Here is a 23,239-nt window from a genome sequence, read left to right as displayed (position 1 = left end):
GCTGACCACGGAATCCGCCCGAACCGGCGCGCTACCTGAACTCCTGGTGCTCAATGGAGGAGGTAGGGCCGCTGGCTCGGACCGGGTGGGTCGAAGCTCATCCCGTTCTCGTCGAGTGCGTTGAAGACGGTCACGCGCCCCGTCCCGAAGGCGAAGCTGATGTCGACGTTTCCCTGAGCGACATCCCCACCTGTCCATTCGAGCAGTTCGACGCCCTTGAGCGGCAGGCCCCGCAGAGCCTGCACCCCGGGAAGGGGTTCGGGGCGCCACCGCAGGTCGAAGCCGGACCACCGGACCGGGCGGGTGGGGTCGATCATGCTCCACGTCAGCGAGAGGTCGCCCAGCTTGTGATGGTTGATCTCGACCTGCTCGCCATCGAAGTCGAACAGCACCGGGCAGTCGCAGAACCACTCGTCATCCCTGAGGTCCCAGACCATCCAGACCCGCGTGAGCGTCCGCCCGGCAAGAGCACGCAGACGATGCCCATGCTCCTGCACGACGTCACTACGGCCCTCCAACCATGCCGGCTCGTAGCCCGTGATGCCGAAGTCGAACATGCCGTCGATCTTGCCAGACCTCGGGAGGCGCACTCCCTTGGATCGAAGCACTCCCGATCGGCGACCGATCGTCAACCTCTCCCATACGCCGCCTACCGGCATAGAACACACTTTTAGACCGACCGGCGAGGCGCGGCCGCCCCTACCCTTACGGGCCGCGGCAGGCCCCGGCCCTCCTGCGGTCGCCCGCCCTGCCTCTGATCGTCACCCCAGGGGCAACCACTGCGGGCCCTCGGGGGCGTCCCTGACGAAGACGAGGGCGTCCTGCTCCGTCAGCCCTGCCGGATCCAGGGGTGCGTAGCCGAACCAGGGTGACTCCCGGGGAGCGGGCGGTACGTCCCCGAGGGCCTCGGCCAGGAGGCGTACGTCGATCACGTACCGGTCCTCGGGGAGCCCGTAGAGGATGCCTTCGAGGGTGTCCGGCGGCGGGGGCTGCACCCCGCGGTGGCGAATCGTGCCGAGGGCGGTGGCGACGAAGGCGTACTCCTCGCCGAGGCGGGAGCCGACGATCGCCCCGGCGGGCCACCACTCGGCCCGCTGCCCGCCCATCCGCAAGGTCGCCCGCACGCGCTGGAGGTGTGCGTTGTGGCTGTGGGCGAGCACGGGACCGCGCTCGGCGAGGGCGAACAGGTTGGCGGCCATCATGGCGGCACGGAGGGCGAGCATGCCGGCCAGGCGGGCGGGCGAGGTGTCGGCCGTCCAGGAGTGGTAGCGCAGCAGTCCGGCGGCGGTACGGGCGTGGAGCCGTGCCCGGTCCCACCGTTCGCGCTCCGCCGGGTCCCCCGGGTCATGGGCCTGCGCGTCGAGCAGGGCGGTCAGGTCGTCGGCGATCAGCCGCAGGCGCTCGGCGTCGGGCGTCCGCCCCACGGAGCGGGACGGGTCGCGCATCGCGGCGGGTTCGGTCCAGCGGGTGTCGTCGCCGAGGAGTCCGTCGAGCGTGGTGGCGGTACAGGGCAGCATCGGTGCGTCGCACCGGGCGGCGAGGTGGGCGTGGAGTGCGGTGAGGGCCTGCCGGGGGCTGGCGGCGCCGGACATCTCCAGCGGGCCGTCGAAGCCGGCGAACCGCACCTGGTCCGCCGTCGGCCGGCCCTCGTTGAACGCGCGCATCCAGCGCACCAGCGCGCGATTCGCGGGGGACGCGCCGAAGCCGTGGCTGAATCCGCGGGCCATCACGTCGTCGAGGTCGCCGGCTCCGGTGGTGACGTGGTCGTCGACGATCAGGCCCGCGAGGCAGTCGCTCTCGAGCGCGACGATCCGGTACCCGTCCTCCTCGACGAGCCGGCGGAAGAGGTCGTCGCGCACGTCGAGCAGGGCGTCCTCGCCGTGGGTGGGCTCCCCCAGGGCCAGGACCCGTGGCCGGGCCCCGAGCAGTTCCACGAGGTTCGCCGCGCCGACGGTCCGGACGGCGTCCTTGAGGGTGACGGTCATGCGATCCACCTTTCTCGGGCTGGAAGGGGTGGCCCTTTGGGCTCCGTGGGGTGGAAGCTATACCTGAACATTCGTTTGAGGGTTGTGGCGGGAATGCGCCATTAAATGCGGCAGCGAGCCGCCTTATAGTTTCAAACATGGCCTATCTGCGACCGGTCGATCTCGCCCAGGAGCACGGCATCTCTCCGCAGACGGTGCGCAACTACGAGCGCGAGGGTTTCCTGCCGCCGGCCGAGCGCAGCGCGACCGGGTACCGCCGGTACACCGAACGCCACGCGGCGGCCCTGCGGGCGTACCTCGCCGTGGTCCCGGCCCATGGGTACGCCGAGGGCGGCACGATCATGCGGGCGGTGACCGAAGGCCGCCTGGACGACGCGCTGGCGGCCGTCGACCGGAGCCACGCCGAACTCCTCCGCGACCGGGGGACCCTGGAAGCGGTGGGCGAGGTCCTGGCCCACCTCAGGAAACGCGCGCGCGGCTCCGCCTGGCACGCCCCGCGAACCACCCAGCCCTTCACCAGCGGCGAACTGGCCCACCGGCTCGGCGTCAGCGTGGCGACCCTCCGCGCCTGGGAACGGGCGGGCGTCCTCGTACCCGGCCGCCGTCCCGGCACCGACCACCGCACCTACGACGCCGACGACGTGCGCGACGCCGAGCTGGCGCACTTCCTGCGCCGAGGCCGCCACCCGCTGAAGCTGATCGCCACGGTCGTCCGGCAGGTCCGGACGGCCGGCGACACGCAGGCCCTGGAGGCGGCCCTGGAGGACTGGCGCCACCGCGTCACGGCCAGGGGCACGGCGATGCTGAGAGCGGCGGCCCTCCTGTCCGACTGCCTCGCCGTGGAGGGCGACTCCCCCACCGTGCCCCGGGACCGCACCTCAACCCCCACGACTCCTACGGCCCCTACGGGTACGGGGGCGTGCCCACCCTGACGAACCCTGACGCCCCCGGGTCCGAGCCCGGCGTCGGCGCCGGGAGCGGCGTCCCGTCGCAGGCCCCCTCGTTCCACGGCCGAGAACGAAGGGGCCGGCAACGCGATGCCGGGCCGTGCGGAAAGATCGCCGGGTCTCCCTCGACCGCGCGTCAGGAGACCGGATAGGCGTACTCGATGTGGACCAGGCGCGCGATCCCGAACAGCAGGAACACCGCGGGGGGCAGCAGCCACCAGCGGGCGAGGGTGCCGCGCCGCACGGGGACGGCCGAGAGGAGCAGACCGACGGCGCCGAGGACGCACAGGAACACGGCGGCCGCCGCGATCCCGTCGATCGCGGCCGAGTCCCAGTCGCCCTCGGGCCGGATGAACAGCGCGCCGTATCCCACGTAGCAGCCGAGGAGATCCACCAGGACGAGTACGGCCGCCCACGATCCGCGCGCCGCACCGGACACGCGCCCCGTCCCACTCACTTGATGGCGCCTCTCGCGTCGTCCAGGTTCCGGTCGAAGCCCCGGCCGTAGCCCTGGGCCTGCTCATTCTGCCAATAGGGTCCGCCGTTGTAGCGGGCGGCCAGCTCCTGGCGCTGCTCGCGGGTCATCTCCTCGGCCGGTACGTCAGCGAAGCCGCTCTCCTCCTTGAGCATCTTCAGGTACTCGCTCGCGATGAAGATGTTCTGACCGGGGTCCTGGAGGGCGGCCTCGATGGTGTCGCGCTGGCCCTCGGTGAGGTTCTCCGGGTCGTAGCCGAGCACCTCCGCGCCACGGCGCACCTGGATCGCGATCGGACCGAAGGACGTCTCGTCGGGCGGGCTGGCGAGCCGGTCGACCGGCAGGTTCTCCGGCGTCCAGGGCAACCAGCCGCCTTCCGAGATGTGCCGGATCGTGTCGACGCCGTCGTCCATCCAGCCCCATTGCCCGCCGATCTCCTGCCAGGCGATGCCCGCGACCATGTCGGCCGGCAGGCCGGAGCGCTCGGCGGCCGCTTTGATGATCTCCTTGTTCGCGGCGATCCACTCGCGCCGGTCCTGGGCGTCCGACGGCGTCGACCAGTACGCGTCCTCGGCCTCCGGCAGCTGCGTGAGCCGCAGTCGGATGTCCCGCAGGGCCGCCGACTCGTCGTCCTTGCCCACCGGCCGGGTGAACTCGGCCTTCGGGCCGCTGCCCGCCAGCTTCGCCAGCGGATCGCCCTCGGCCTGTGCGGCCTCGGCCCGCAGCGCCGGTATCGACCCGAGCAGGTCCTTCGCGTCCCCGAAGCCGCCGCCGCGGAAGTCGGGCAGCGCCTTGTACGCGGCGTCGAGCGAGGCCGTACAGCTGTCCCTGGCCTCCTTCTCGGCGCGCTGCGCCCGGCCGAACGCGGCGCTCGCGTCGTCGTGCGCGCGGTTCGCCTCGTCCTTGATGTCGTCGATGTCGACGGTCAGTTCCGCCATCCAGTCCAGGAATCCCGTCGTACCGCGCAGGTCCTCCCACTGCCGCATCGGCTCGGCCCGCTGTGCCGTCTCCGTGACGGCGTCGGCCACCTGCGCGACCAGGCCCTTCAGCGTCGCCTCCGCGCGCAGGCCGTCCGAGTAGTGCGACTTGGCGATCTCGAGGGCACGCGCGTAGTGCAGGAGCGCGCTCTGTGCCTTGTCGTATCCGCCGGACAGGTGGGTGACGAGTTCGTTCGCCTCGCGCAGCCGGTCGTCGTAGGGCTTGCGGTTCTCGCTGACCCAGTCGGTCTTCTTGGCCGCCCTGGACACCGACGGCTCGACGCTCAGCAACAGGTCGCGCAGCCGCCGGAACTCATCGGCGTTCCGCTCGACGAGCGCCGGATTGCACCCTTCGAGGAACTCCACATCGGCACGATAGGTGTACGCCACGGATATCTCCCCCTCACCGCTTCTCGGGCGGAACGTAGACGCCCGTCTCGAGAAGGGCGTTCATCAGTCCGCCCGCCACTTCGCCGTCGTACGCGACGTAGTTGCTCTTGGTGTCCCGCAGCCGCGTCGACAGCGCCGCGAGCAGCGAGGTCAGATCCTGGAACTGGTCGTCCGCGAACCGCGCGAACCGGTCCACCTTCTCGGCCACGGCCGCATGCGAGCGAGGCGCCCGCGCCGTCGTGCACAGCTCCCCGTCCGGGCGCCCCTGGTAGAGCAGCCCCGCCAGCTCGATCAGCAGATGCGAACTGCCGTCGAGGGACTGGTGCTTCACGCGGAAGCCGTCACCCGACCCTCCGCCCGTCCCGGCACCTCCCGGACCCGACGGCGCCTCGTTCAGCCGCATCGAGGGATCCGCCGCGGCGGCCGCATGCCGCTCGGCCGCGGCTGCCTTCAGTTGCTCCCACTCGTTCCAGGCCAAAGTTGCCCCCGTTCACCGCACTCCGAACTATTATTCGAGCCAAGATACTTGACATGAGGGCGGGAGCGGCTGCGGCGACACGGCCGCCGGCCGACGTGTCCACGACGACACTGGAGTACGCACCGAACCAGGCCGGCCAAGCCCGCAAACTCGCCGACCTCATGGGCCTGCCCGCCGCGGCACTGAAATCCGGTACGGCGAACGCCCCCGAGGACCAGCTGATGAAGCTCACCCTCGGACCGGACTTCAAGGAGGCCGGTGTCTCCCTCGCTCCCCCGAAGAAGGCCGACGTCAAACAGTCCCGCGCCGACGCGGAACTGTGCGGCGGGGGGCTTCGGAGGGGCGGGCGACACGATCACGAGAGTCGTCCGCACAGGTGCGCCGCCGGCCGGCACCGTCGACACGCGACCGGCGCTCTTCCCGGGCGGCCGACTCGGTCCGGCGCGAGGCCCCCTGGCCTCCGCGCAGGCCGGGCGGCCCGGCCGGTGGGCTGTAATTCCCGAGTAACGGCGGCTGTCTAGCGTCCGGGCTCCCCGAACCTTCTCCGAGGAGCATCCCGATGCACCTGCCACGATCGCCCCTGCGCGGATCCGCCGCCTGGGCGGCGGCCGCCCTGGTCGCCGCAGCCGTACTGGCCGGCCCGCCCGCCGTCGCGGCCGACGCCGCGCCGTCCGCCACGGTGGACGCCGCCCTGCTGGACGCCGTGGACGAGGGCGGTGAGGCGTCGTTCTTCGTCGTCCTCAAGGACCAGGCCGACCTGTCCGACGTCAGGAAGCAGCGGACGCACGCGGCGAAGGCCAAGGCCGCGTACAAGGAGCTGCGCGCCCACGCCGACGCCTCCCAGCGGTCGTTGACGGCCTTCCTCGACCGGGAGAAGGTCGGGCACGAGGAGTACTGGATCGCCAACGCCGTCAAGGTGCGCGGCGGCCAGGAGCTCGTGGAGCGGCTCGCGAAGCGCTCGGACGTCGCCTCGATCGTCAAGGAGCAGCACTACGCGCTCGACGACGTCGAGGCCGCCGACGACCGGATCACCACGACGCGTACGGCCACCTCCGGCACGGCCGCCGCCACCGGCACGGCCTCCTCCGGCACGGCCGCCGCCGGCGGCGCTGCCGTCACCCCGGAGTGGGGCGTCGCCGACATCAACGCCGACGACGTCTGGAACGGGTACGACGACCGCGGCGAGGGCATCGTCATCGCCAACGTCGACTCGGGCGTGCAGTACGACCACCCGGACCTGGTCGCCGGGTACCGCGGCAACAACGGCAACGGCGGCTTCACGCACGACTACAACTGGTACGACCCGACCGGCCAGTGCGGCACCGGCGGCGTCCCCTGCGACAACAACGGCCACGGCACCCACACCATGGGCACGATGGTCGGCGCGAACGGCGTCGGTGTCGCTCCGAACGCCCGGTGGATCGCCGCGAAGGGCTGCGAGTCGTCCTCCTGCTCGGACGAGTCGCTCCTCGCCGCCGGCCAATGGATCCTCGCGCCGACCGACCGCAACGGCCAGAACCCGCGCCCGGACCTCGCGCCGCACATCGTCAACAACTCCTGGGGCGGCGGCAACACGACGTTCTACCAGGACATCGTCGAAGCGTGGAACGCCGCGGGCATCTTCGAGGCCTTCGCCGCCGGCAACGACGGTGACGGCAGGACCTGCTCCACCACCCGCGCCCCCGGCGCGCAGGCCCCGGCCTACGGCGTCGGCGCGTACGACGCCTCCGGGAAGATCGCGAACTTCTCCGGCTTCGGTCCCTCCCTCGTCGACGGCTCGATGAAGCCGAACATCTCGGCTCCCGGCGTCAACATCCGGTCCACGTGGCCGGGTTCGTCCTACAACACCATCAACGGCACGTCGATGGCGACGCCGCACGTCGCGGGCGCGGTCGCGCTGCTCTGGTCGGCGGCCCCCTCGCTCATCGGCGACATCGACGCGACCCGCGCGCTCCTGAACCAGGGCGCCCGCGACGTCGACGACACCCACTGCGGCGGCACCGCCGGCACGAACAACGTCTGGGGCGAGGGCAGGCTCGACATCCTCGCCTCCGTCGAGAAGGCCCCGCACACCGCCGTCACGGTCTCCGGCAAGGTCACCGACAAGGACACCGGCGCCGCCGTCTCCGGCGTCACCGTCAAGGCCACGAGCACCGCCACCGGCGTACGCTCGGTCAGCACCGGCCCCGACGGCGCCTACCGTCTCTCCCTCGCCCCCGGCACGTACGACTTCGCGCTCAGCGGCTACGGCTACGCGCCCCGTACGGTCACCGGCGTCCAGCTCACCACCGGCACGCCGCTCACCCAGGACGTCGCCCTGACCGCGGCCCCCTCGCACCGGGTCACCGGGACCGTCCTCGACGTCACCGGCAAGGCGCTGCCGGGCGCGACGGTCGAGCTGAACGGCTCGCCGCTCGCCACCGTCACCACCGACGCCAAGGGCGCGTACGACTTCGCCAAGGTCGCCGAGGGCTCCTACAGCCTGATCGTGAGGCCCGCCGCGCCGGTCCTGTGCAACGGCGTCCACCACGGCACCGTGACCGTCGGCACCGCCGATCTGCAGCAGAACGTCCGGGTCCCCAACCGCACGGACGCCACCGGCAACAGCTGCGCCCCGGCGGGGTACTCCTGGATCGCCGGTTCCAAGAAGGTCGCGCTCACCGGTGACGAGGACTCCGCCAGGATCACCCTGCCCTTCCCGGTGAAGCACTACGGCGTCTCGTACACCTCCGCCTCGGTCACCACCGACGGCCTGCTCAACTTCCTCTCCCCGCGCGTCGGCGACTACCACAACACCGCCCTGCCGACGACCGGCGCGAACGGCGTCAAGGGCATCGTCGCCCCGCTGTGGGACGACCTGACGCTGGACAGGAAGTCGTCCGTGCAGACGGCCACCACCGGCAGCACGGGCAACCGCAGGTTCGCCGTCGTCTGGAACGACGCCGCCTACGCCGACGGCACCCCGGGCCGCTCCACCTTCGAGATCGTCTTCGAGGAGGCCACCGGCGCGGTGACCCTCCAGTACAAGGCGGTGGCGGACAAGGGAGCGGGCGCCACCGTCGGCATCGCCGACCAGTCGGGTGCCGACGCCCTCCAGTACGCGTACAACCAGCCCGTCCTCACCGCGGGCACCGCCGTCCGCTTCTCGCAGGGAGCCAAGTGATGAGCACACACCTCTCGCGGCGGGGCATCCGGCTCGCCTCCGCCCTGGTCGCGGCGGGCCTGTGCCTGAGCGTCGCCCCGACGACCCCGGCCGCCGCCGACGACAGCGGCTCGGCGATGAGGCTGAGCAGCACCGAGGCCGAGTCGCTGGCCGCCCGCGCCGCGCTCGACCCGTACGAGGGCGCCACCGCCGACAACACGATCGCCCCGGAGGCCGACGGCTCCCCGGAGGCCACGGCCGCCGGCGGCACCGCGACGGGCGGCGCGTCGACGAGCGCCGTCGACCCGGCCACCCAGGTCACCATGACCGCGAAGTCCACGCTGGAGGGCGTGCGCGGCATGGGCGCCACGGTGCCGATCGGCACCAAGGGCGAGTACTTCACCGTCAACAGCATGGGGTACGTGCAGCGTCACGCCGCCGACGGCGCCGAGACGTGGGCCCGCACCAGCAGCTCCTTCTTCACCGACTGGCAGGTCAAGCCGACCCAGGTGTGGCGGGTGGAGCCGTATCCGGCGCAGATCCTGATGGGCTACAACGCGGTCTCGCCGTTCTCGGCCAACTCCGACTCCGGCTATTCCACCGGTGACCTGACCGGGGACGGCAGCCCGGACCTGGTGTTCTCCGCGCAGGTCGGCACGAACCCCTACCCGCGCCCCTTCACCGTCCCGGGCTCGACGCTGAACACCGGCACGTTCGTCACCGTCCTCGACGGACGGACCGGCCGGACGCTGTGGTCGAAGCTGTACCACCGCGCCTCCCTGGTGAAGATCGTCGACGGGACCCTGCTGGTCGCCGACGCGCCCCGGATGAGCGGCGACCCGCGCGTCCCGGCCGCCGCCACCATGACCCTGACCGGCATCCGCTTCTCCGCGGCCGCCGACGGCACACTCGCCCCGGCACAGACCTGGACGTACGACACCGGCGAGGCCCGGCGCGCCAACTGGGGCGACATCCAGGACCTGGGCAGGGGCAAGGTCGCCGTGTCCTGGAACCTGGCCAAGGCCGCCGGTGTCGCGGGCCGGGGCCGCGTCCTCGTGCTCGACACGGCGGACGGCTCGGTGACCTGGCAGACCGACAGCATGCTGTACGCCCGTCAGCTGCGGGTGGACACCGGCCGCAAGCGGCTCGTCGCCGTCGAGCAGGCGGACACCACCGACGCCGTGCGCTACGAGGTCGCCGCGTACGACCTGAAGGCCGGTCTGCGCTCGACGCTGGACAGCCGCGAGAACGTGGTGCCCACCGCCCTCGCGGTCGGCGACCTCGGCGCGAAGGCCGGGGACGAGTACGCCGTCGCGGAGTCCTCGCTCGACGAGAACCTGTGGATCAGTGCCAGTACCGTCCGCGCCGTCGACGGCACCGACGCGGGCCGGGTCCTGTGGTCGAGCACGATCAAGCGGAACGCCGCCAACGGCAAGGACGCGCCCAGCGTCTGGGGACTGCGGGTGGCCGGCGGATCCCTGATCGCCTCCGCCCAGGACGACCGTGCCATGGACGAGGCCGAGAACCGCGGCGGCCTGCGCTACGCCTCGCTGACCGTGTACTCCGGGAAGGGCGCCGTCAGGTGGCAGTCGAAGGGCGTCGCCGCGGCGCCCATGTACCAGGACGTCTTCACCGACGCCCGGGGCACGCACGTGCGCGTCGTCGACCAGGCGCAGAACGTCCGTACGTTCAAACTGGGCAACGGCAAGGCGGAGAACGTCACCCCGCTGCAGGGCGACATCGCCTACGCCGACAGCGCCGACCTGAACAAGGACGGCGCGGCCGACCTGATCATGGGCGGTTCGTCCAACGGCGTGTGGGCCTACTCGGGCCCGTCGCTCGTCGACGGCGGCAAGCCGCGGAAGCTGTGGCGGGCCACCGTCCCCGGCGCGGTCCACGACATCAGGACCGGTGACGTGAACGGTGACGGCCGGACCGAGATCGTGGTCGCGGCCGACACCGCGACGGTCGTCCTCGACGGGCGGACGGGCCGCACGCTCACCACCGTCGAGGCCCCCGAGGGCCAGTTCGTCCGCTCGACGACGCTGGCCGACCTCGACGGCGACGGCGAGCTGGACCTCCTCGTCCCGACGGACGCGCTCCGCGCCTACCACGGCGACGGCCACGCCCTGTGGACGTACCGCGCTCCCACCGGGGCCGGCGACGTGCGGTTCGCCGACCCGTCGGTGAACGACGGCCGGGTGTACGCCTCGTACGCGAGCCTGAACGCGTACGACCTCGACGCCCCGGTGACGAACGCGGTCGCGCTGCACGCCGGCACCGGAAAGGTCCGCTGGTCCGTGGCGCCGACGGCGCCCGCCACGGCGGTCGGCGGCGTCCGCACCGCCATCCCCACCGAGGGCGTCTTCGCCTCGAAGGAGATCCCGTACGCCGACGGGCACGCGGTGATCTACCTGTGGGCCGTCAGCGCGCCCGTCAAGTGGGACACCACGGCGCTCAGCCCGCAGAACTTCTTCGAGATCCGCGACGGCCGCACCGGCGAGGTGCTCCACTCCGGGCTCGCGGGCGGTCTGTGGACGCACAACAGCTACTTCGCCAAGGACGGCGTGCTGTACGAGGGCGGTACGGCCTCGTTCCGGCGCTACCGGGCGAACGGCGACGACACGACGCAGTTCGTCACGCCGCAGTCGTACGGCGGTGGCTTCGTGACCGGTCCCGGCGGGCGTGAGCTCCTGGGAGCGGGCTCCGAGGCCGGCATGTACCTCTGGGACCCGAGCATCCTCGACTCCGAGGACTCCTGGGCGCCGTCCGTCGGCAGCATCGGCAGCCTCATGGGCGCCCGCAACTACTTCGCGGGCGACCTCGACGGCGACGGCGTCGACGAGATGCTCACCCTCAACAGCGACGACCACGGGCGGGACCGTGCCGCCGCGCTGTTCGGCGGCGGGTACTTCGTCACCGACAACGGCATCCACCAGGTCACCACGTACAAGCTCTCCTGAGCTCCCGCTGACGTGAACCGCTGATCCGAGGCCCCCCTGGGCCCACCGCCCAGGGGGGCCTCGGCATGCTCGGTTACAGTGGCGCCCACATGAGCGAGCGACAGTCGAACCGGCGGGAATCCGCCGCTCCACTGCTCCGTCTGCACCTTTTCGGCGGCTTTCGCGCCACACGTGACCACGGCCCCGCCCCCGCCGAACGCTGGCCGCGGCCCGGCGCCCGCGCCTTGGTCAAGCTGCTCGCCGTGACACCCGGCCACCGCCTGCACCGCGATCAGGCCGTGGACATCTGTTGGCCCGACGCCGATCCGCAGGCCGGGCTGCGCAGTCTGCGCGTCGCCCTGCACGCCGCACGCCACGCGCTGGAACCGGAGCTGGCTCCCCGCGCCGCCTCGTCGTACCTGGTCTCCGACGGCTCACTGCTGCTGCTCGATCCGCGGACCGTGTGGATCGACACCGATCACGCGGAGGAGACGGCCCTCGCCGCGCTCGCCTCCGGGGACACCGCCGCGCTGGCCGACGCGGCACGGCACTTCACCGGCGAGCTGCTGCCGGAGGACCGCTACGCGCAGTGGGCGGCGGCCCGCCGCGACCGGCTCGCGGGACTCGGGGAACTGGTGCTGCTCGCGCTCGCGACGGCCCAGCTCGCGGCGGACGAGCATCAGGAGGCGGCCTCCACCGTCGAACGGGTGCTCGCGGCGAACCCGGCCGAGGAGGCCGCCCACCGGATCCTGATGGAGTCGTTCCTGCGCCGGGGGCTGCGCAGGCTCGCGGTGCGCCAGTACCACCTGTGCCGCGAGGCGCTGGACACGGAGCTGGGGGTGCGGCCGAGGCCCGAGACGGAACGGCTGCACCGGCTGGCCCTCACCGACGCGCCCGCGCCCGCCCTGTCCGCTCCGTCCCTGCCCGCGCCCCTGCGGGCCCCCGCAGCGGCGCCGCTGCGGGGCCGCGACGAGGTGCTGGAGCGGCTGCTCTCGGCCGCCGGGCCACCGGTGACCCTGCTCACCGGCGAGGCCGGCGTCGGCAAGACCAGTCTGGCCCGCGAGGCGGCGCGGCGGGCCGCGCGGTCCGGCACGGCCGTGCTGTGGGGCGGCGGACACGACGCGGAGGGGCACACGCCGTACGGGGCGTTCGCCGAGGCCCTGGACGGCTGGCTGGCCGAACGGGACGCCGCGGAGCGCGCCCGGGTCGGCGCCGAGTACCCCGAGCTGGCGGCGTTCCTGCCGTCGCTGGGGCGTCTGCGGGCGGAGGACGAACGGAGCCCGGAGGAGGAGCGGGACCGGCTGTTCCGGGCGAGCACCGCCCTGCTCGGCGACCTGGCCGCGGTCCGCCCGGTGCTGGTCGTCCTCGACGACCTGCACGCCGCCGACACCGGCTCGTACCAGCTCCTCGGCCATCTCGCCCGGCGGGCGGCGGAACGCGGAACGGCGCTGCGGTTCCTGGTGACGTACCGGGAGGAGGAACTCCCCGACGGCGACGCGCGCCGCTCGGTCATCGCCTCGCTCACGCGCCAGCGGCTCTCGGCGCGCGAGGAGCTGGGGAGGCTCGGCAAGGAGGCGTGCCTGGCGGTGGTGCGCGACGCGACCGCCGAGGTCCCCGACGACGAACGGGCCCACCGGGTGTGGGAACTCTCCCTCGGCAACCCTCTGTTCGCCCTCGAACTCGCCCGCGGCCTGCCCTGCGACGGCCCGTCTGACAACGTTGCCCCCGACAGCGTGCGGGAACTGGTCGCCGACCGGCTCCTCCGGCTCGACACGGACACGCGCCGGGTCGTCGAGGCGCTCTCCGTGGCCGGCGGGGAGGCCGCGCTGACCGAGCTGCTCGACGTCGCCGCACACGCGCTGCACCCCCCGGTGTCCGGCGCCGCCGCCACCGACGCCCTGGAACGCGCCATCGCCGCCTCGCTCGTCGAGGAACGGCGGGTGGTCGTGGCCGGACGCCCCGAGGCGGGGGTGGCCTTCCGCCATCCCCTCGTCCGTCTCACCTGCTACGAGCAGCTGTCCGCGGTCCGCCGCCGCCGGCTGCACACCGCCTTCGCCCAGGCGGTCCTGCGCCGGCGGCCGAACGCCGTCGACGCCCTCGCCTCGCACTTCGCGCGCGCGGACGACCCCCGCGCGGCCGCCTACCTGCGCCGCGCCGCCGAACGCGCCGCCGCGCTGTACGCCAACGACACCGCCGACCGCTACTACCGCGACCTCGTCGCCCGCCTCGACGTCGACGCCGCCCGCGCACGGCTCGCGCACAGCCACGTCCTGCGCAGGATGGGCCACTTCGAGGAGGCCGCCGAGGCCCTCCGGCTCGCCCTGACCGAGTTCGCGCGCCGCGGCGACCACGACGACACGGTCCTCACGGCGGCCCTGCTCGCCGAGGCCCTCGCCAAGACCCGGGCCCCCGGCGCCGCCCGCCGGACGCTGCGCGAGCACCCGGTGACCGCCGGCACCGCGCCGGAACCGGCGGCCGCCCACTGCCTCGCCCTGGCCGTCGTCCGCTGCACCCAGGGACGGTACGCGGCCGGAGCGGAGGCCGCCCGGCACGCCCTGACGGCCGCGCGGAAGGTCCCGGGGACACGGGGGCAGGGGCTGACGGCCCGCGCCTTCGCCCTGCAGGCCGCGAGTCTCGGCCTCGCCGGACGCCTCGACCAGGCACGCGAGGCCGGTGACCAGGCGCTGGCACCGGCCGAGGCGTACGGGGATCCGACGCTGCTCGGCTCGGTCCTGTCGACCCTGCGCGAGAACGCGCGGCGCTCCGGCCGCCTGCGCGAGGCCGTCCGGATCGGAGGCCGGGCACTCGCCCTGGCCGAACAGTCCGGCGATCCGATCGCCGCCGCCTTCGAGCGGGCGAACCTCGCGGAGCTCCGTCTCCTGCTCGAAGAACCCGAGCCGGCCCTGGCCCTGGCCGAGCAGGCCGTGTCGGGCGCGGAGGCGTACGACGCCTGGTGCCTTCCGCACGCCCTCGCGACGATGGCGCGCGTGCGGGCGTTCCTGGGCGAGGCGGCGCGGGCGGCGGCCGTGGTGAACCGTGCCGAGGTGGTCGCCACCGCGCTCGGCGACCGGCAGGCGGGGCACGAGGTGCGCACGGCACGTGCCGAACTGGCGCTGTACGCGCGCCGCCCGGACGAGGCCCTGCGGGCCCTGGACGGCCACGCCGACGACGCGCCGGTCCTGGTGGCCTGGGCGGAACTCATGTCGGGACGCCCCGGCATCGCGATGCGACGGGCGCGGGCCGAGGCGGCCCGAGCCGAACGCACGGGTGAACGGCTCGCCGAGGTCGAGGCCCGGATCGCCCTGGGAACGGCCCTGCACCACCTCGGCAGAACCCCGGAAGGCACCACCGAACTGACCCGAGCCGTGGCATCCGCCGAGACCCTCCCGTACCCGGCGGGAACCCGACGTGCGACCTGGGCACAGGACCTGCTCGGCGACACCTCACCGAGCTGACCGACGCGTCAAGATCTCGCACCCAAGGCACGTAGCCCCCGGAGAAACGCCAGGTCAGCGCCCCTTGTCAGCCGGCTCCAGAATCGCGACGCACTCCACGTGGTGGGTCATCGAGAGCACGTACGAATCGAGGCCGGCCAGCAAAGCAGCAGGTCAAAGGCCACATGGATCACCATTCACAGCCCTTCGTGAGGGTCCGTGCGTCAAACGAGCGTCACTGGTCCTGGCGTCGGTCCCGGTCTCGGCACGTCGCATGTCTCACCAGCCGCACGTCCTACCCGAGGTCTGCCAGCAACGGGTCCAGAACAGCCTCCTCCTCTATACGCACACCGTGCTCAGCGAGGGCAGTCGCCAGATCCGGATCCCATGGCGACAGCGCCGACATCCCGGTCAGAGGCAGGGGAGTAGAACCGGCAGCGGTCACCGCCGCACAGTATTCCTCGGCTGTGTAGCGCCATGGCTGCCACGGCACGTGCTGGTGCAGCGTCGTGGCGATGCGCAGGCCGCCCCAGTCGAAGTCGCCGTGGTAGCGGAATTCGGCACGGAGCTCGTGGAGGTGCGCCAGGAGGGCCAGGGCGGCAGCCGACGGCTGGCCCTGGAGGCAGACCAGCGGGAGGGCACCCGGGCCGTAGGTGTCGGCCGCGGCCGACAGGACGGCCGGATTCTCACAGATGTGGACCACCGGCGGTGTGGTCCGGAGCGGACGGTGGGCGAGCTGGCGAAGGGTGAGTACGCACGGTTCCCCCATGTCGGCCATCCAGTCCAGAGCGGGGGTCCCCCGGAGGTTGAGGGTGAGGACCGTGGAAGAGACGTCGTCACGGAGAAGGCCGGCGGAGGCCCAGGCGGCCCGTCGCCAGGCTGCGCCCGCCCCGTCCGGATGTCCCGTGAGGGCACGGATGCCGGAGAGGCAGAGCGTCGCCGGGGGTGTGCCGTCGTCCAGTGCGTGGGCGCTGCCCAGGATGTCCGCGGCGAACACGGAGAGGGAGCGCGACGGCTCGGCCGGCAGTTCCCGCAGGACGCGAGCCACCTGATCGAGTAGCGGTCGGGCGGCCTCAGGCGTACGGGCGAGACGCCGCACAAGGCCGTCTTCGCGTACCCGGCCGACCCATTCCTCGAGGGACGGAACCTCTCCGGCGAGCCCGGTGAGCGGAGCGTAGGCCTCCGCCCAGGCCTGGTCCTCACGCCGGCGGACCTCTTCGAGAGGGACGACGGGCCCGGTGAGCGTCGTCACGGCCACCGTCAGGCCCTCGGGGCTGACGCCTGATCTGACCAGCACGGCGTCCACGGCGTCGAGCCGGACCGTCAGCGCCTTGCCATCACCCGGGGCCCGGCCCAGCAGCCGCTCGGCCGCGGACCGTTGGGCCGGGGTCGGCGCGGCCAGGGAGACGGGTCCGGTGAGGGACTGTCCGCGCTCCAGCCGACGGCGTACGCGCTCCAGCAGCCAGGCCAGATCGGGCCCGCCGAGGAGGCGGCGCAGGCGGGCTTCGTCGACCGGAGGCCTGTTCACGTCCACAGGGGCTCCGGGTCCGGCGTGCGCACCGGGTCCTCGTGACGGGTACGAGCCGTGCCGTCCCATTCCCAGCGGGTGACCAGAACGGCGGCCACCTCGTCGACCCGGGACAGCTGGGCGATGGCGATGCCCGGTACCTGCGGATAGCAGGCCCATTCCCGTTCGCTGGTCATGACCACATCCAGGTCGAAGGCGTGCAGGAGGCCGAGGCACTTGGCGCGCGAGTCGTCGTCGACGCCCGCGAACGCCTCGTCCAGGGTGACGAGTCGTGGTGCGTATGGGCTGGCCGCGCTCGCGTAGTGCGAGGAGGCCGCGGCGAACAAGGGCACGGAGACCGCCAGGACGCGTTCGCCTCCGGACGCGGGGCCGGTGGCAGGCACCCAGCGACCGTGCTGCTGCCGCTCGACGGCGAACTCGTGCCAGGAACGGTAGTCGAGCGCCGCCGTGAGGTGTTCCAGCCAGCTGCCGGCCGCGTCCTCGGTCTGCTGGCGGGCGATCTGCGTCTGCAGGAACTCCCCGACCGCGGCCCGGTCCTCGGGAGTCCAGGCGTCGGCGGTCTGGAGCAGTCGGCCACGGGCCTGGGCAAGGCCGGCAGGTGCCTTGCGGGAGGCCCGCCACACCAGGCGCAGGGTCATGCCGGTGGAGGTCGGACGGTCCTCCAGTTCGGCGTTCATGGCGAGCACGTGCCGTTCGGCGGTCGCGATCAGCTCCTGAAGAGTGCCCGCGACCTCGGTGATGAGGTGGGTTTCGAGAATCTCGCGTTCATTCGCGGAGAGGATGCGGGTGAGTTCGCCGACCTCGACCGCCAGCGCCTCGGCGAGTTCGGGTACGGCGCGTTCGCGGCCCTGGTAGACGATGTCGACGATCATCCCGTCCTCGACCATCCGGGCCGAGGCGGTATGGCCGTGCCGGGACAGCGCGTCCTGAAGGGTTTTGAGCTCCTCACTCAGACGCCGCTGTACGCGCTCCCAAGCACCGTCCGAGTCGTCCGTCGTCGACAGCTCCGCTTCGAGGGAACGGGCGAGGGCGATGGCCGGGGTGGCCGCCCACGGGCCGTCGGCGGCGGCCGGTACGGCGAGTTCGGGAAGCGCGACCGTGATCAGCCCGGTGGCGGTGAAGCGCTGGAGCGCGGCGATGGCCTCGGAGCGCGCGGAGGCAGCCTCGGTGACGGCTTTCTCCAGCTGTTCGATCCGGCCTTCGGCCCGGTTGGCCCGCCGGTCCGCCTCCGTGCGGCGGTCCTGGGACAACCACTGATCGGCAGCGCAGCCGCGCAGGGCCTCCGCGGTCTCCGCCAGCCGCCGTTCCAGCTCGGCCACGGCCGCGCCAACGGTCGAGCGCAGCGTGGTGAGCCGCTCGTCCGCGGCTGCCGCCTCGCGGGCGGCCTCCTCCGCGCGCAGGGCGAGTTCGGCGGTGCGCTCCCCTGCCCGGCCGGTTTCGTCACGCTCCTCCTGTGCCTGCCGTGCCGCTTCGGTTCGTTCGCGCAGGGCGGGCCAGAGTGCGGCCAGGACGGCCGCGAGTTCGACGAGGGCCTGCCGTACGACGGCCAGCGCCGGCCGGTCCGGGGGCAGCCCCAGATCGGCGGCGGTCTCCTGGAGCTCGGCGCTCGCCAGCTCCGACCGCTCGGCTGCGGCCAGCGCGTCGGCGGCCCGTCCCTCACGACGGGACCTGGCCCGGCGCGCGGTATCGGCGGCAGCCGCCGCGCGGGCGTGCGCCCGGGTCAGCGGCCCGTCGTCGGGCACCGCGGCCAGTTCGGCGTCGAGCGTACGGCGCCGGGTCTCCAGAGCCTGCGCGTGCACGGCCTCGGCTGCCCCCTCTCCACGGAGAAGGGAGAGTTCGGCGCGCAAGGTGGTGATACGGCTGCGCCGCGCGGCTTCCCGGGCGCCCGCGCCGATGTACTCGGCCGCAGGTTTGGCCCACCGACCGATGAGGACGCCTACGCGGTAGCAGCCGTCCGGAGCCGCCCATGTGCCCGCTGTCGGCTCGGTGCCCCCTGGCCCGGCACCCGCCTCCGCGTCCCCGGCGACCGCGCCCAGGCCGATCGCCGAGAGGAGTCGGCCCACGGTCTCCTCACCCACGTGGGCCGCCTGGGCATCGCCGTGGTCGACGGCCGGGCGCAGCACGTCGGCGAGCGACGGCCCGTCGACCGGACCCGTCCGCGCGTCGATGAGTACGTCGTGACCGTCCGCCGTCAGGGCCGCGCTGTCGGGGCGCACCCACGCGTCCAGCAGCCCGGCCGCCTCCAGGGCCGCCTCCAGGCCGGCGCGCTCCCGTTCCGCGACCTCGTCGCGGAAGTCGACCAGCCGCCACAGCGGGGCGCCGGGTGCCTGATCGCGCAGACCGGGGTTCCGGGTGTAGGGAGCCTGCGGTCCACGGCGGCCGCCGGCCTCCAGCTCGGCGAGTTCCTGTTCCGCGTCTCGGGCACGGGCCGCCAGGGCCGCCCCGCGCTGCGCTGATTGCGCCGCCTGGTCGGCGAGTACCGCTGCCGTGGCGCTGTGCGCGTCCGATCCGTGCCGGCGTGCCGGGTAGGGCCCGTCCTGGTGCCGGGTCCACTCCTGGAGCTCGTCCAACAGTCCGACCGGGTCGGCGTACGCGAGCTCCTCGCACCGGCCCGCGTGCTCGCGCACGGCGTCCACCAGGGCCCGGCCCGCGGCCGTCACCGTCTCGTCGGCCGCGCCCTGTTCCTCGGCGGCGTGTGCCAGGTCGGTTTCCGTCTCGTCGAGCCGCAGTGCGGCGGCCCGGCGCTCGGCCGCTGCCGCCTCGGCGCGGTCCGCGAGCTCCTCGACGTGCGCGAGGGTGCGGTGTCGGCGGTCGGTCGCCTCGGTCACAGCGGCGCGCAGTTCGGCCGCCGTCAGCCCCTCGTCCCCGGGCAGGTCCAGCCGGGCCGCCTCGGCGGTTTCCCGCGCGAGGCGCAGCGTGTCCTCGACTCGGTGCCCGGCGGCCTGGAACCGGTTCTCCGCCGCCGCGAGGCGCCCGAGCGCCCGTGTGTGCAGCAGCGCGGCCTCCTCCCGGTCGGCGCGTGCGCGTGCGCTGTCCTGCCCGCACCGTTCCAACGCCTTTGCGGCCCTTTCCAGTTCATGAGCGCTGCGCATTTCCGGGCCCTCACGCAGAGCCGCGTCGACGGCCTCCAGTCGGGCCTGCGTCTCGGTGAGCGCGGCGATCCGCTCGTCGGCCGCCGCCCGCTCCTCCTCGGCCGCGGCCTTCTCGGCCTGTGCCTCGGCGAGGTCGCGCAGCAGGTGCTCGTACTTCGAGTGCTCGCTGCGCGGGAGGCGTGCGCGCCGGCGGGAGGCGATGCGGGCATAGCGCCGGTAGTGGTCGAGAAACGCGGAGGCCGCGCGCTCGGCCGCGCCGGCGGCCCGTAGCTCCTCCTTCTCCTCGTCCAGGGAGCGGAATGCCTCGGCCACATCCGCGATGACGGCCTGGTCCATGGGCGGAAGCGCTTCGGTGAGCGCGCGGGAGAGGGCGGCTTCGTTGGGGCGTTTGGACAGTTGGGGCTGGCGCAACTGGATGAGCAGGTCCACGAGGGCGCCGTAGCGCTGCTCCCCGAGCCCGAAGAGCGCCTCGTCGACGGCCCGGCGATAGGTCTTGGCCTGGTCGTAGACCATTCCGTGTCCCGCGACCGCCTCGATGAGCCGGTCCCGGGACAGCACCGTGCCGGTGGTGTCGAGGAGGCTGAGCGACCCCTCCGACACCGCCCCGGCCGGTGCGTGGTCGATCCGCTGGGCGGTCACCGCCCACCAGTGCCGGGCGACGCCGCGCCCGCTGACGGCCTTGAGCCCGCAGAGAAGCGTACGGAACTGCTCCTCGCCGCTCACCTCGTCGCGGCGGCCGAACTCCACCCAGGTGTAGCCGAGCCGTTCGGAGTGGGGGTGCTCTCCGCCGAGCAGCAGATTCCACTCCATCCTCTTTCCGGCGTCTCCGTCGGGCTCCACCCGGCGCGCGCTGAGGTCCCCGTCCAGGAGGAAGGGCAGGGTCAGGGCGAGCACCTTGGATTTGCCTGTGCCGTTGTTCCCCCGGAGCAGCAGCCGCCCGTCGCGGAAGTGGAATTCCTCCACGTCGTAGTGGAAAAGATCGACGAGACCGATCCGCAGGGGCTGCCAGCGGGCGCGCGCGGGGACCGGGAGTACGGCACGGGGGGTCAACGCTGATGAGCCTTTCGCTGCGCGGGCACCTGAGCGGTGCCGACTGTGCGGGGTTCGAGTACGACGGTCTCGCCGACCGCGTACCGGGCGAGCGCCGGGCGTGGCACCACCCCGTCAGGAGTACGGGAGACCAGGCCGAGGGCGGCGAGCCGACTGACGGCCTGCTCCACCAGCTCCCCCTCGGCTCCCGGCTCACGGGCCGACTTCGCCCAGAAGCCTCCGTGTTCGGCGGCCAGTGCGGCGACACGGCGTTCAAGGTCTGCCGTGGAGACGACCGGACCTTCGGCACTCGTGAGGTACTCGGCGAGCAGCAGGGTGACGTGACCGTGGGTGCCGGATTCCGGCATGCGGAGGTCGGTGAGGTCGTCATCGGGGTCGACCATGGCGATGCCTTCGGCCCTGACCTCGGCCACCAGGCCCGTCAGTTCGGTGATGCGTGTGGTGAGGAAACCGCGCTGCCGCGTGAGGTAGCCCAGCTCGGCGTCGGTCAGTTCGTCGTAGTAGAGCACGGGGTCGTCCAGCAGTCGGCGGGTCAGCGAGCGGCGCATCGCCCGGAACCGGAGTTCGTCACTGTCGAGCGCCGTTTCGGCGGTGAGCCCGACGAGCCGCTCGTCCAGGGTGGCGGCCCGGATGGTGGACGGGCCGCGTCGGGTCGCGAGCAGCCCCGCGAGCACCCGCCGTTCGACGTCGTACAGGACGTCTCCGGCGCCGCTGACGTACGCCTCTTCGTCGCCGGCGACGCGCCGCAGCACTCCGAGGCTGAGCAGGAGGCGTACGACGGCGGCGAGGTCGAGGCGCTCGTCGCGGCGGTCCAGGGTGAACTGGACACCCGTCGCGGCCAGCTGCGGATCAGTGGCGTCGAGGACGACCTGGTCGGCGAGGCGGCCGAGCGCGATCTGCGCCTCGCCGCGTTCGAGGGCGGCGAGGGCGAGGCAGAGCAGGACGTACCGGCGGCGGGTGAAGGGGGCGGCGCTGCGCGTGGCCTCGCGGGCGGGGTGGGTGGCATCGGCGAGGTGGGCCGGGATCTTGCCCAGCCGGGCGGTCTCGGCGTCGACCTGGAGGGACCAGCCGGTGTTGCGGTCGAACCACTCTCGCAGGTCGGAGGCGTGCCGCCGGACGAGACGGAACTCGTCGGCGTACGCGCCGACGGCGAGCAGCAGAGGCTGCTTCAGCAGAGCGCGGGCGGCCTTGCGCAGTTCCGCGGCATGCTGCCCGTCCAGCACTTCGGCGAGCGGAGTACTCACAGTCCGTCGTCTCCTTCCGCCAGATCGATGATCTCGATGGTGTGGTCAGGGCCGCGGAAGACGCCGCCCGGCGTGCGGACCTCGGCCGCGGATCCATCGGCCAAGGCGGTGAGTCGGATCTCCATGGACCCGTCGTTGCTGGTGGCCACCGTGTGCGTCATACCGGGCCGCCAGGTGGCCAGGGCGTCCCCGAGGAGCTGGAGGAAGAGCCGGAAGCTGACGGGGTCGAGCTCGCCGAGCCCGGACAGGCGGGTGATGCCGTCGGTGACGAGCCGGGCCCGCGCGGCCGCGATCTCCGCGGCCTGCTTGACGGCCACCTCGGCGAGCCTGCGGCGCGCTTCTTGCCGGTCCTCCACCTTGCGGGTCTTGCCGCGCCGCTCGTAGCTGCCGGTACGGCGCAGCTGCGGGCTGATGCGCAGCGGCTCGGCGTCGGCCCATGGGGTGGACGCGGGCTCGGGACGCGCGGCACGGGCGGCCAGCGTCTCGGCGTCGACCGTGAGGTGCCGGGCCGGGTACAGCCCGAAGGCGGTGCGCCAAAGCCGGTGCCGGGCGTCGTCGGGGGCCTCGGCGAACCAGCGGGCGAGCGTACGGAAGTCGGCGGAGCGATCGGAACGCCCGGCTCGGCGTTCGTTCAGCGACCGTACGACGGCCAGCAGCTGGGGTACGGCCCCGAGCGCACGGCCGCGCAGCAGCCGGGCCTGCGATTCCCGGCCGTCCCGGCTGAGGAACCAGGCCGCCAGCCCGGCCCACCGGCCGGCCCACCGCTCGTACGCGGCCTGCTCGGCGTATGCGGCCTCCTGCGGGGTGGCATCGGCGGCCTCACGGGCGGCAGCGGCCCACAGCAGCGCCTCGATGCTGCCACCCTCCTCCAGCTCCAGGATCAGTCGGGCGATGCGGCCGCCGAGGGTGATGAGGTCCTGGATGAACCGCTCCAGGTACTGGATGAGCTGGTCCTTGTAGGCGAGGAACACCTCCTCCCCCACGTCGTGGAGGTCGATGGTCCGCTGCAGGGACCCCATAAAGGCCCGGGCGTTGTCGGCCAGCGCCCCGAACCGACTGGCGAGCCCGTCCAGCGCGAGATGCGTCTTGGCCGGATCCGGCGCCTCCTCGGCCGCCAGCACAAGGAGGGCGCGGAGCTGGGTGACGATGTCGTGCAGCGCGACGGCCTGGAGCGCACCCCGCCGCCCGAGCGCCTCATCGTAGGCGGACAGGGCCTCCTCGGCCGCCTCGCCCTCCCGGGTGAGCTGGTAGATGTACCGCTTGCGGTAGAAGTCCTCGACGGCCGTGACCCGCCCGGTGTCCGGGTCGGCGCGCAGGTTCCCCCACTCGACCAGCTTGTCCAGTGCGCCGACGACACCCTCCAACTCGCCGGGCCGTACGGCGGCGGGCAGCCCGGCGTAGACGTCCTCGGGCCGCAGGTGTACGGCGAACCGCTCCTTGGCCACGAGGAAGGCGCGCATCACCGAGCGGTAGAGCAGCACGTTCGGGGCGGTGAGATGCGCGAAGGGCCCGTAGCCGGTCGGAGGGCCCTCCGACCGGGAAGAAGTCATGTCCA

Annotated in this window: 13 protein-coding genes; 4 read left to right on the top strand and 9 right to left on the bottom strand. The window is 73.1% G+C overall.

The window, feature by feature from the left end; translation table 11 throughout:
* Positions 1-50: 50 nt before the first annotated feature.
* Both ACFYT9_RS13215 and ACFYT9_RS13210 read right to left on the bottom strand, forming a co-directional pair.
* Complete coding sequence (locus tag ACFYT9_RS13215) at positions 51-557, bottom strand: hypothetical protein (protein WP_389163075.1); 507 nt, start codon at positions 555-557, stop codon at positions 51-53.
* Between the two features lie 204 nt (positions 558-761).
* Positions 762-1,985 carry an erythromycin esterase family protein gene (locus tag ACFYT9_RS13210; protein WP_389163072.1) on the bottom strand — a complete coding sequence of 408 codons (1,224 nt, stop codon included), beginning with the start codon at positions 1,983-1,985 and terminating at the stop codon, positions 762-764.
* Between the two features lie 137 nt (positions 1,986-2,122).
* Between ACFYT9_RS13210 and ACFYT9_RS13205 the strand changes: the two genes are divergently transcribed.
* Positions 2,123-2,917, top strand: coding sequence for a MerR family transcriptional regulator (locus tag ACFYT9_RS13205; RefSeq protein WP_389163070.1), 795 nt, complete (start codon positions 2,123-2,125; stop codon positions 2,915-2,917).
* 151 nt (positions 2,918-3,068) lie between these two features.
* On the opposite strand, the gene ACFYT9_RS13200 is transcribed toward ACFYT9_RS13205, so the two are convergent.
* From ACFYT9_RS13200 to ACFYT9_RS13190, 3 genes are read right to left on the bottom strand one after another with little or no spacing between them, the layout of a single operon-like run.
* On the bottom strand, positions 3,069-3,371 hold the full coding sequence (locus tag ACFYT9_RS13200) for a hypothetical protein (protein ID WP_389163067.1): 303 nt from the start codon (positions 3,369-3,371) through the stop codon (positions 3,069-3,071).
* A gap of 14 nt (positions 3,372-3,385) precedes the next feature.
* On the bottom strand, positions 3,386-4,774 hold the full coding sequence (locus ACFYT9_RS13195; RefSeq protein ID WP_389163065.1) for a hypothetical protein: 1,389 nt from the start codon (positions 4,772-4,774) through the stop codon (positions 3,386-3,388).
* A 13-nt stretch (positions 4,775-4,787) separates the two neighbouring features.
* Positions 4,788-5,252, bottom strand: a complete 465-nt coding sequence (locus tag ACFYT9_RS13190) for a hypothetical protein (protein ID WP_389163062.1) — start codon at positions 5,250-5,252, stop codon at positions 4,788-4,790.
* Between the two features lie 559 nt (positions 5,253-5,811).
* Here ACFYT9_RS13190 and ACFYT9_RS13185 point away from each other — a divergent pair.
* The 3 genes from ACFYT9_RS13185 to ACFYT9_RS13175 all read left to right on the top strand — a co-directional run bounded on the left by ACFYT9_RS13185 (position 5,812) and on the right by ACFYT9_RS13175 (position 14,791).
* Positions 5,812-8,415 (top strand): S8 family serine peptidase, encoded by a 2,604-nt coding sequence (locus ACFYT9_RS13185; RefSeq protein WP_389163059.1) that lies wholly within the window; start codon positions 5,812-5,814, stop codon positions 8,413-8,415.
* Positions 8,415-11,357: an FG-GAP repeat domain-containing protein gene (locus ACFYT9_RS13180; RefSeq protein WP_389163058.1), complete on the top strand. Its 2,943-nt coding sequence runs from the start codon at positions 8,415-8,417 to the stop codon at positions 11,355-11,357. The genes ACFYT9_RS13185 and ACFYT9_RS13180 overlap by 1 nt, the downstream gene beginning before the upstream one ends.
* 89 nt (positions 11,358-11,446) lie before the next feature.
* Positions 11,447-14,791 (top strand): ATP-binding protein, encoded by a 3,345-nt coding sequence (locus tag ACFYT9_RS13175; RefSeq protein ID WP_389163055.1) that lies wholly within the window; start codon positions 11,447-11,449, stop codon positions 14,789-14,791.
* Positions 14,792-15,065: 274 nt separating this feature from the next.
* On the opposite strand, the gene ACFYT9_RS13170 is transcribed toward ACFYT9_RS13175, so the two are convergent.
* Genes ACFYT9_RS13170 through ACFYT9_RS13155 form a run of 4 tightly spaced genes read right to left on the bottom strand, consistent with a single transcriptional unit; the run spans position 15,066 to position 23,234 of the window.
* A complete protein-coding gene (locus ACFYT9_RS13170; protein WP_389163052.1) occupies positions 15,066-16,298 on the bottom strand; it encodes a TIGR02679 family protein in 1,233 nt (410 codons plus the stop codon).
* Positions 16,295-20,440, bottom strand: coding sequence for a TIGR02680 family protein (locus tag ACFYT9_RS13165; RefSeq protein WP_389163049.1), 4,146 nt, complete (start codon positions 20,438-20,440; stop codon positions 16,295-16,297). Before ACFYT9_RS13165 ends, ACFYT9_RS13170 begins: the two co-directional genes overlap by 4 nt.
* Positions 20,437-21,684 carry a TIGR02678 family protein gene (locus ACFYT9_RS13160; RefSeq protein WP_389163047.1) on the bottom strand — a complete coding sequence of 416 codons (1,248 nt, stop codon included), beginning with the start codon at positions 21,682-21,684 and terminating at the stop codon, positions 20,437-20,439. Before ACFYT9_RS13160 ends, ACFYT9_RS13165 begins: the two co-directional genes overlap by 4 nt.
* Complete coding sequence (locus ACFYT9_RS13155) at positions 21,681-23,234, bottom strand: TIGR02677 family protein (RefSeq protein ID WP_389163361.1); 1,554 nt, start codon at positions 23,232-23,234, stop codon at positions 21,681-21,683. The genes ACFYT9_RS13160 and ACFYT9_RS13155 overlap by 4 nt, the downstream gene beginning before the upstream one ends.
* Between the last annotated feature and the right edge of the window lie 5 nt (positions 23,235-23,239).

The organism is Streptomyces sp. NPDC004435, assembly GCF_042873895.1.
Lineage (GTDB): Bacteria > Actinomycetota > Actinomycetes > Streptomycetales > Streptomycetaceae > Streptomyces.
Note: the sequence above shows the minus strand (reverse complement) of the source record. Positions and strands in the feature narration are given on the sequence as shown.

Excerpts from the sequence above, each read along its gene's own strand:
- ACFYT9_RS13210 (WP_389163072.1), bottom strand. The coding sequence starts at position 1,985 with ATGACCGTCACCCTCAAGGACGCCGTCCGGACCGTCGGCGCGGCGAAC.
- ACFYT9_RS13180 (WP_389163058.1), top strand. The coding sequence starts at position 8,415 with ATGAGCACACACCTCTCGCGGCGGGGCATCCGGCTCGCCTCCGCCCTG.
- ACFYT9_RS13215 (WP_389163075.1), bottom strand. The coding sequence starts at position 557 with ATGTTCGACTTCGGCATCACGGGCTACGAGCCGGCATGGTTGGAGGGC.
- ACFYT9_RS13185 (WP_389163059.1), top strand. The coding sequence starts at position 5,812 with ATGCACCTGCCACGATCGCCCCTGCGCGGATCCGCCGCCTGGGCGGCG.
- ACFYT9_RS13205 (WP_389163070.1), top strand. The coding sequence starts at position 2,123 with ATGGCCTATCTGCGACCGGTCGATCTCGCCCAGGAGCACGGCATCTCT.
- ACFYT9_RS13175 (WP_389163055.1), top strand. The coding sequence starts at position 11,447 with ATGAGCGAGCGACAGTCGAACCGGCGGGAATCCGCCGCTCCACTGCTC.
- ACFYT9_RS13155 (WP_389163361.1), bottom strand. The coding sequence starts at position 23,234 with ATGACTTCTTCCCGGTCGGAGGGCCCTCCGACCGGCTACGGGCCCTTC.